Consider the following 9,128-nt stretch of genomic DNA (forward strand, 5'->3'; position numbering starts at 1 on the left):
CGCATAACCGACGAAGCCACACCAACCTGGCGAGGGACGTACTAGGGCAAACAACGCAAATCAAACGCCCTCTCAGACCGAGACCTCAGTCCAAACACCACAAGTAGCCTGATGTCTCAATCGGTTTGACAGCTTCCGGCGTATTCGTATCAGCGAGGTGAGCTCATTGGTGATTTCGACAAGATAAGTCGGAGCCGCGCTCCGTTGAGTCGGCAGTCATGCATACTTCGCGCGTCAAATCCGCTCGGGCCCAGCGGGGGCATTCCAGCGGTTGCTGGACTTGCGTATGGCTTCGTCCCGGCTCACAGGCTTGCCGTCGGGGCCCCGGTAGATCACCTGACCGTCCGTCTTTTCGACGGTGTAGCCCGTCCTCTCCTTCATGAACGCTCGGGAGCGCTCGCTTCCCGCGTCCCGAAAATCACCGCAAGCACCGAGCGGTTGGGCCTCGCGGTCGACGAAACCTCATGACGACTCCACACGCGCGACGTACCGTGACGCCATGGCGACCGAATCCTCCTGGGACTCTCCCGACCTGGCCGAGATCGTGGCGCGGGTGACTGAGACCATCGATCTCACGTCGCACGGCATGGTCAGCTCGGCAGGCCATCTGCTCGGCTACGTCAAGGAGTGCAAGCGCGACCCCGGCGGGCCGGTGCCCACGGATATCGCGCTCGTGCTTGGGCGGATGTCCCTGACCGCCAAGGCGCTGCGGGGCCTCGCCGACGAGCTGCGCGCCGAGGCCGTTGGCGAGGCGCCGACGGCCACCGCCCCAGAGGCGGCATTGTGGGCCGCGGCGGTGGCGGGCCTGGAGGCGGCCGAGGCCGCGTTTCGGGCGGTGGGCGAGCGGTGCCGAGAGCAACAGGAGCGCCGCTCTGCCAGTCCGTAGCTCGCGGACTTCCCGCCCTTCCGGGTCTGCCACAGCTCGCAGTCGTCCGCGAGGTTCGTGTTCGTCAGGGCGTCGCGCAGGATCTCGGAGGGGAGCGGTCACCGACTCACCCGCATCGAGCATGACCGAGCGCACCCTCACGCCCACTCCGATCAAGTCGCCGTCCGCCACATCCTCTGTCCTACCTGACCAGGATGAACGCTACAAACTATGCCCTCTCGCCAGCAGCGGAGTGGAACATGGCTTCGTCTCGGCTCACAGGATTGCCGTTGGGACCCCGGTAGATCACCTGACCGTCCGTCTTTTCGACGGTGTAGCCCGTCCTCTCCTTCATGAACGGCATATCGATCAGTGGACGCGTTAGCTCGATTTTCACCCCTTCACGGAGCATCTCGGGCTTCTCCCTAGCGATGATCTCGGTGACCTCATCGAACGCTCCGGCTGCGGCTCCGACGAAGCCGAGCACCCGGGCGGCGCCCCTCCCGACCTTGCCCGCGACGTCAAGCGCCTTGCGGGTCGCGTCGAGCGCCTTACCGAACCGCGACGGGTTCGCAACCCGCGCTTCGGGGTTCGGGAGAGTCTTCGGCAGGTCAGCGGCTTTCGGCGCTCCGAGCTTCAGGACGATGCCCTTGGCGTCGACCCTGGGCCCGGCCGGTTCCTTGCGGTCCCATGTCATTATCTTGCGCTCGGTTTGATCAGCCGTGGCAGGGAAGCGCCACTTGCTCGTAGCGCTGGCGTCAGTCAGCCCGGCACGTGCCTTGTCATTGCGCGGCAGCTCAGGGTTGTCACTCCGTGCGCCGGCCGCCCTGGCCTGCTCGCTTTTGTCCATTTTCGAGGCAACGTTGTGATGGGTGTAGCGCTTGTTCCTCGCCGGGTCGGCATTGTCGCCAACCGTGCCATAGACCTTCTTGTCCTGCCGCGAGTGCACAGCGGTCATGCGCTCGCGCTCCCCGGCCACGTCGGCGCTCAGACCAACTCTCTTTGACTCTTGCACATCAGCGTGATGGTGCCAGTGGACCTTCTTGCCAGCGACCTTGACGTCCATGCCGGTGGCGGCTTTGACAAAGCGCCGAGCTTCGCGCTCGGCATTGCGCGTGTGCTTGGAACGTTCCTTGCTCCAGTTCGTCCGGCCCGCCTCCTTCAGCTGACCCGGGCGGTAATCCTTTGACCTCTTTGCGACAGCACCAGCGTCCTTCTTACCGAGGTTAGGACGATCACGGCCCGCGGACGAGCGCGGACCGTCCCGCTTGCCGCTGCCGCTCGACGACTTGTCCGTCGCCTTCGTCCGGCTCGCCTCCTTCAGCTGACCCGGGCGGTAATCCTTTGACCTCTTTGCGGCAGCGCCGGAGTCCCTTTTCTGGGCGGCGCTGGAGTCTTTCTTCGCAGCAGCACCAGCGGCCTTCTTGCCGAGGTTAGGACGATCACGGCCCGCGGACGAGCGCGGACCGTCCCGCTTGCCGCTGCCGCTCGACGACTTGTCCGTCGCCTTCGTCCGGCTCGCCTCCTTCAGCTGACCCGGGCGGTAATCCTTTGACCTCTTTGCGGCAGCGCCGGAGTCCCTTTTCTGGGCGGCGCTGGAGTCTTTCTTCGCAGCAGCACCAGCGGCCTTCTTGCCGAGGTTAGGACGATCGCGGCCCGCGGACGAGCGCGGACCGTCCCGCTTGCCGCTGCCGCCCGAGGACTTGTCCGTCGCCTTCGTTCGTTCGTTGCCCATTGGCGCCCCTCCTATCAGGCGTGTCCGGCTTCCTCGACCAGCTGCTGGAGCACGCGGCGTTGGGTTGTCGGGTGCGTCCATGGCCGGGTGGCGAGCATCTGCTGGCCGAAGCACAGTGCTGTGCACCGCGCCACGTCGGTGAGCCGCTCCGCCAGCTCGGGATCCTGGCCGTCGTCGGGGAATTCCACCAGATGGTAGGCGGCGTCCTGGCACAGCGCCCACGTCTCGGACCGCCCTTCCGAAGCTTGGCCGTCCGCCTCGGTAGCCTCCTCCCAAGGCGCCTCGAAGCCACCGTCTGCTATCAGCTCAGCGACGGGGAAACGGCACAGGCAGGGCCCGTCGCGTTCACCCCAGATGGTTGCACAAGCGGGGAACGGCCCGTGATCGGCGCCTTGCAGCCGCAAGAACAGTGTCCGTAGCGTGAGCACGCTCGCGTCCGGGTTGCGCCCGTCCAGCTGGGATTCGAGGACCAGCCGCAGCGCGAGGCCCAGTCCCTCCGTGTCGGCATAGGTCCACCCCGCGTGGCTGCCTCGCCGGGCCGAGAACGCCGTCGAACCGTGCAGCAGCAGGCAGCGAAGGAGTGGCTCCGCCGCAACCCAGGCTGGCCGTCGCGATTCGACGACGGTTATCAGCTCGGGCCAGGTGCGTTGCAGGCCGCCGGGCGTCTGGATCGCTGACAGAATAAGCCGGGCGAGTGTCCGCATCACCTCCGGGTCTTGGGTCAGAGCGAGCGCCAGTTCGCAGGCCTGGGGCTGGCTCTGGCAGGTCTCGCCGCAGTCAGCCGTCCGCGCGAAGGTGGTGGTTCGGGCTGGCAGATCGGACGGCGCTGCCATCGCCTTGCGTACCTCTTGGTCGGTGGGCCAGGTCTGCGTACCTCCCTTTACCCGTGGTACTTGCAGCAGCACGGGTGCGTCCTCGCCGTCGATAAATGCCGCGGCCTGACCGACGCCCAGCGTAGCCAGCGCGAGCTCCTGCCGGATGTTCATCGCCATCGCAGCAGCCAGCACCGCCCGATCGTCGCCGGCGACGATCCGGTGAGCGAGCTTGAGGTTGGTGTTCTTCACGATGTCGGGGGACAGCTTCGTGGGGATCTGCTCAACCACGACGACGCCCTGTCCATAGGCCCGGACTTCGGACAACAGATGCGTGAACGTCTCCACGGCCTTGCCCCGCATGTCGGCCTCGGTTTCGTCACGACGAATGTTGGGGTTGGCGAGCAGCCGATGTGCCTCCTCGACCACCAGCAGGTGCCGAAGCTCCTCGGTGTCCTTCTGGACTCGCCGCTGCTCGGCCAGGCGAATCAACAACAGCCCCATGATGAAGGCCTTGTCGTCGTCATCGCCCATGTTTTGCAGCTCGAGCACGGTGGGGCGCTCAAGCAGGAGCTCGATCGGCAGGGAGCATCCCACGTCAAGCATGCGGCCCTTGCCTCCCGAGCGGAGACTGTTGATCCGTGTTCGCAGGGCCGCCCGGATGTCCGCTGTCACACGTTCCTCGTAGCCGAGCGCGGCCGCGACCTCGTCGACCTTGTTCACGAGGTCGGTCAAGGTCGGGGACGCGCTGGCATGGTTCGAAGCATCGTCGAGGCGGCGGTTGCTGTTGGAGGTGATGTCCCAACCACGGTCGGCGTAGACCTCGTGGAGGCAGACCTCCAGCACTTGCGGCAGCGGGGTCCACATCCCGAAGCTCGCGCTGAACACTGCCCGCAGGAGGTCGAGATGCACGGCGACCGGGATGCCGTCCGGAACCTCCAAGGGGTTCAGCCTGAACGGTGAAACCATCTCGTCGCCGAGCGTGAACACTTGGAGGCTTGCGCCGAGCTCATCATCCCGCAGCAGTGCGCGGTACTCGGTCTTGGCCGGCTCGATCACAAGAAACGGCGTGGCTGTGCGCACCAGCTGACGCAACAGATGAAAGACCGTGTTTGTCTTTCCGGAGCCGGTCACACCCGTGACAAGGCCGTGCCGAGTGAGGCGGTCAACGTCGATCGCAAACGTCGACGCTGTCGGGCGGCCGCGCTCGACGACGGCACCAACCTCGATCACCGCGTCGGAGGCGGGCGGCCGCGTCGCGGCGTCGAACGCGGGTACGACGCTGACGGCGAAGCCGTCCGTCTCCAGCTCGGGTAGATGGACGTAGGCGGACAACTGCGAGGACGTCAACAACGTCTGGTGCTGATATGGATGCCGGAACAACCCCGGCGCGGGCCCTTCGGCCGGATCCGGTAGCGCCCACCGCGCCGCCAACTCCGGCACGTCAGGCCGGTCCCACACACGCACCGGTTCCGGCGCGGACTCCTCGCCGGCGAACACGCCCCTCCACACGCTCGCCAATCGGGAATAGCTCTCCTGCTCGCCCAGCAGATATACCGCGGTCCGCCACGCCCCGAGCCCCTGCCCTTGCATCAGCGCACGCACCCAGCCATCGAGCAGCTTGATGTAATGTTCCGAAAGTGGACTGGGCATTCCGGTCGATCTCGCAGAGGTCTGCGTCGAGCGGATCTCGTTGAGCAGACGGAGCCGGAGGGCACGCACAGCAATCTCGTCCACAGGCTCCGCCAAAACTAGAGCGGCCCAGGACGTCCCGGACATCGCGCGGAGCAGGCGGTCGTATGGCAAGCCGTCGCCGGGGGTGTCGGGCGGTTTGGCGGTGGGCACGCCGAGTACGAGGCCGCCGAGGGACCACTGTCTTAGAGCCCCGTCGTCTCGCACGTCGATGTGGGGCTGTAGCGCGCCCAGTGCGGTCCTGAGGATGCCCAGATTCTCCTCGAGTTCGCCCTCAGTGCCGAGCTGTCCAAGCCACGTGCCGATACGGACGTTGGCGCGACCCCCGTCTGCGCCGATCATGAACGCAAGCGGCAACCGGCAGTTTGACAATCCCACCAAAAGATCATTAGTGATCAACCGGAAGACGTCTCCGGAACGGCCGCCGTGAGGTTTCTCCAGGCGTCCCACCCCTTCGATCCGAAGCAGGCGACGAAGCCTCGCATGGGGAAAGGTAATGGGGGAGTCCGCCGTGACAGGCGGTGGATCAAAACCCGTCCGCTGGAGGTAGTCGAGGTCGTCTACCGTCAGGCTCTCGACAGTCATAGGAACCAAGCCTCAACAATCGGAGGACCAAGGCCAGCCCGGGGACCGGGGTGAAACTCCGTGAGTTGTGAACCGGCGATGAATGACCTCGGCAAATCGTTCGATTCGAAGCCGCTATGAAAGCTAGATGCCGCGGTGAGGATCTGCACGAGGGTGACAATGAAGAAGATAACAATGGCGGCGAAGAAAACAGCTACAGCTATCTTGACTACCGTGGGGATGGCCTTAGCGCGGACCGTCGCACCGGTGGTGACATTCTCTACATGTGCCGCCCGGACTGTTCCATCTTTGCTTGGTCCGCGCACCCGCACCCAGTCGCCCTCGGTGATCCCTCCATGAATCGTGCGGCCTCGCATTTCGACGGGTACGAGCAGAATGCGGTTACCCAAGGCGTCATAGCGCTCGACGCGGAACGAGAGGATGTATTCAGAGCCAGACTCGCCGTACTGCTCAGAGCGCATTTGCACACCATGAGCCTGTCCCTCAAGCAGGCCCTGGCTGCCTGCGCTCGATCCGCCAGGCGAAGCGCCCGGTGACCCAGTCATATGCACCTCCCAGGGAGAATGCCAATGTACACCGCAAGTTATCAATAGAGGCCCTCACGCATCAATTCGAACATGTACGGCCCGAATTCATAACAGCCTTCTGAAACAACCGACGCGCTAGCCTCCCGGTGGAGGAGTACTTGCATGAACCACGGCGATCGCAGAACTTGCATGTATCCGTGCCCCCGTCCGGACAATCTCAACTTTACCAACCAGTCCCCCAAAAATAACCCATTGTATAGTCTTCACTTCCTACCTTCTGAGCTATCGAACGAGTAGATCGCTGACACCGTCGTGAGTAGCGATCGAGACCCGTTGGAGGGGGCAGTCGACGTTCTGGGGCTACCTGCGGGACGGCATGAAGAGTCCTCCAGACAGTTATTGCAACTGCATCAACCAGGTCATCCGATGGCAAGGCCCGACGAAGGAGGGCCGCGGCAGTTCCCTGAGTCAACCCCCCACCAGGAACTGAGCCCATCGTTGCTGGTCAAGCCGCAAGTTAAGCGTTCTGCGTGCGGTGAGGACGTGGGATGTTCGGTGGCAAGGTGACCTGGACCGCAGCGAAGCGAGGACCAGGAGCGCCGCGGCAGTACTACGACGCCGGTGGTGTGCGGTGTTTGGCGTGGTGAACGGCGGGATCGTAGGGGGTTCCGTTGCGCCAGCAGGCGTGGATCACGCGCAGCCAGCCCCTGCCCAGGATGCGCACCGCGTTGGGGTGGCGTTTGCCGCGGTCGCGGGCTCGCTGGTAGAGATCCTCTGCCCAGGGGTTGGCGTGGCGGCTGTTGTCGGCGAAATGGGTCATGGCTTTGCGGGCGGCTCGGTTAGCGCTGTGCCGGAAGCCGACGGTGTGGACTTTGCCGCTGGCGCGGGTGACCGGGGCCATGCCGACCTCGGCGGCGAGTTGGTCGGCGGTCAGGCCGCGTTCCAGCATCGGGCCGATCTCGCCGATGATCTGGGCGAGGTTGACCATGCCGACCCGGGGCAGGGCTCGGAACAGGAACGCATACGGGTGCTCGTCCAGTGCCTTGCTGAGAGCAGCTTCGAGGCCGGCGATGCCACGGACTAGGGCGCGGACCTGCTCGACCTGCGTGGTGATCAGGACGGTGACGGTGTGGCGGCCGATCCGGCTGGCCGGCTGCGGGGCCTGACGCAGGCGTTCGACGAGTTCGGCGCCGGACTTGCCGCCGGTGTAGCGGCATCGGCGCAGGAACGCCGTCATGGTGACGGGGTTGAGCTTGGCGGCCGATTGCGGACTGGGGAAGCGTTCCAGGAACGACAGCGAGATGTCGGAGTCCAGGTGGGAGAACAGACGGGCGGCGCCGGGCCAGTGCGCCTCCAGCAGCGCGCGCAGCTGGTTGACGGCGCTGACACGGGCGGCGACGAGGTCGCTGCGCTGACGGGACAGGGCCTGGATCTCCAGCGTCGTCGGTTCGGTGGGGGCGAGGAACCTCAGATGAGGCGCGTCGGTCCGAAGCAGGTCGGCCAGCATGAAGCTGTCGAAGGCGTCGCTCTTGGCCCGGGAGGAGCCCCAACGGGGACGCATCGCGGTGAAGGCGCCGGGGTGGATGGCCACGACCGGATGCCCGGCGGCCAGCAGCCGGTCGACGACCAGTCCCTTGCTGGTCTCGATCGCCACAGGCAGCTGGGCGGGGTCGCCGTAGGCGGCCAGGCGGCGCAGGGTGGTGGTGGTGCCGTCCTCGGTGTGGCTGAGGTTCCATCGCTGGGTAGTGGCGCCGCTCTCATCCAGTACGGTGACCGCGTGCCGTTGACTGCCCCAGTCCCATCCGACGGTGTGCACGGTGTGACTCCTTCCGCTGCAGGTCACCTTGGGGGTTCGGTGAGGACGTCTGCCGGAAGCTCATTACTGCGGCCCTCGATACGGGGCTATTTCCTGATGCCGATCTCGACGCCCTCGTCCCGGCGGGGCCGGCGCCACTGCACGCGAGCCGTCAAGCGGCGATCCGATCGCAGGCCATGCACCCGCCAGGCCGAGAGGTGACAACCCTTCAAGGGGCTGCCTACCCAGGATCTTTTAATGAGCCGATCGCCCCTGCCCGATCAGGCGAGAACCGAAGTGGGCGATCGTCACGGCCTTGACTGGCGACTGCTGCCAGCCTTGCGGGCGCGCGGGGCGGTGCGTGCCCGGACCGGCCGGAGAGCCGCAGCCGGGCACGCTTGCCGACCGGCGCGCCCGGCGGGCCGCGCAGCGGGCCGCCTTTAAAGACGAACAGATAAGTTTCTTTCGATCTTGGACGGGCTGTCTGTCAGAGGCTCCGGCGTGCAGGTTCGGCGCTGGTCCAGACGTGTTCGAAGCTGGTCAGGTAGGTCGTTGCGGTGCTGTTGGCTTCGGTGTGGGTCAGGTAGATGACCGGTGCTTCGGGGGCTCGGGTGCCGTAGGCGTGCAGGTTGATCAGGAGTTCGTTGTCGGCGCGGTAGATGGAGTTGTAAAGCACCGTGCGGTGCAGCCGCAGCTCGACTCCCTCGACATCTTGGAGTGGCCGGTAGAGAGCGTGGGCGTTTTTGACCCTGCTGGCCATGACGTCGCCCCCGATGCCTTCCTCGGTGCCGCGGGTTGTCACGTGCGGGCTGTCAGGGTCGCCGAGCAGGATGCGTACGCGTACTCCGGCCCGTGCTCGGTCGGTGAGGATGCGCAGGAGTCCGGAGTCTTCGGCGAGGAACAGGCCGCTGTAGACGAGGATGTCGATGTTGGCGGTGGCGGACGCGAAGAACGTGCGCCAAGTGTCCGCCGGCACCGCCCAACGGTGAGGGTAGACAGCCTTCAACTCATTGGTGAGTCCTGAACGGTGGCGAATGACATCGGGCCACAGGTCGTTCTCGTCGACTTCGAGGAGGTCGGCGACGGCCAGGCGGTGGCGAGGGTGAGGGATGCGGCC

The 9,128-nt window shown here is 65.5% G+C and carries 6 protein-coding genes; 1 reads left to right on the forward strand and 5 read right to left on the reverse strand.

Annotation, left to right across the window (positions count from 1 at the left end; all coding sequences use genetic code 11):
• The first annotated feature begins 499 nt into the window (after positions 1-499).
• On the forward strand, positions 500-886 hold the full coding sequence (locus ACSDR0_RS47905) for a hypothetical protein (RefSeq protein ID WP_435295658.1): 387 nt from the start codon (positions 500-502) through the stop codon (positions 884-886).
• Between the two features lie 208 nt (positions 887-1,094).
• On the opposite strand, the gene ACSDR0_RS47910 is transcribed toward ACSDR0_RS47905, so the two are convergent.
• The 5 genes from ACSDR0_RS47910 to ACSDR0_RS47930 all read right to left on the reverse strand — a co-directional run bounded on the left by ACSDR0_RS47910 (position 1,095) and on the right by ACSDR0_RS47930 (position 8,987).
• On the reverse strand, positions 1,095-2,600 hold the full coding sequence (locus ACSDR0_RS47910; protein ID WP_435295659.1) for a hypothetical protein: 1,506 nt from the start codon (positions 2,598-2,600) through the stop codon (positions 1,095-1,097).
• A 14-nt stretch (positions 2,601-2,614) separates the two neighbouring features.
• Positions 2,615-5,689 carry an ATP-binding protein gene (locus ACSDR0_RS47915; protein WP_435295660.1) on the reverse strand — a complete coding sequence of 1,025 codons (3,075 nt, stop codon included), beginning with the start codon at positions 5,687-5,689 and terminating at the stop codon, positions 2,615-2,617.
• The gene (locus ACSDR0_RS47920; RefSeq protein WP_435295661.1) at positions 5,686-6,150 is read right to left on the reverse strand and encodes a hypothetical protein; all 465 of its coding nucleotides are present in this window, start codon (positions 6,148-6,150) and stop codon (positions 5,686-5,688) included. Before ACSDR0_RS47920 ends, ACSDR0_RS47915 begins: the two co-directional genes overlap by 4 nt.
• Positions 6,151-6,826: 676 nt before the next feature.
• Entirely contained in the window at positions 6,827-8,032 is a 1,206-nt protein-coding gene (locus tag ACSDR0_RS47925) for an IS110 family transposase (protein ID WP_435295662.1), read from the reverse strand.
• Between the two features lie 466 nt (positions 8,033-8,498).
• The gene (locus ACSDR0_RS47930; RefSeq protein WP_435295663.1) at positions 8,499-8,987 is read right to left on the reverse strand and encodes a hypothetical protein; all 489 of its coding nucleotides are present in this window, start codon (positions 8,985-8,987) and stop codon (positions 8,499-8,501) included.
• Between the last annotated feature and the right edge of the window lie 141 nt (positions 8,988-9,128).

The organism is Streptosporangium sp. G11 (assembly GCF_051192615.1).
Lineage (GTDB): Bacteria > Actinomycetota > Actinomycetes > Streptosporangiales > Streptosporangiaceae > Streptosporangium.

Coding starts and splice junctions, on each gene's coding strand:
- ACSDR0_RS47905 (WP_435295658.1), top strand. CDS start 500: ATGGCGACCGAATCCTCCTGGGACTCTCCCGACCTGGCCGAGATCGTG.
- ACSDR0_RS47910 (WP_435295659.1), bottom strand. CDS start 2,600: ATGGGCAACGAACGAACGAAGGCGACGGACAAGTCCTCGGGCGGCAGC.
- ACSDR0_RS47915 (WP_435295660.1), bottom strand. CDS start 5,689: ATGACTGTCGAGAGCCTGACGGTAGACGACCTCGACTACCTCCAGCGG.
- ACSDR0_RS47920 (WP_435295661.1), bottom strand. CDS start 6,150: ATGCGCTCTGAGCAGTACGGCGAGTCTGGCTCTGAATACATCCTCTCG.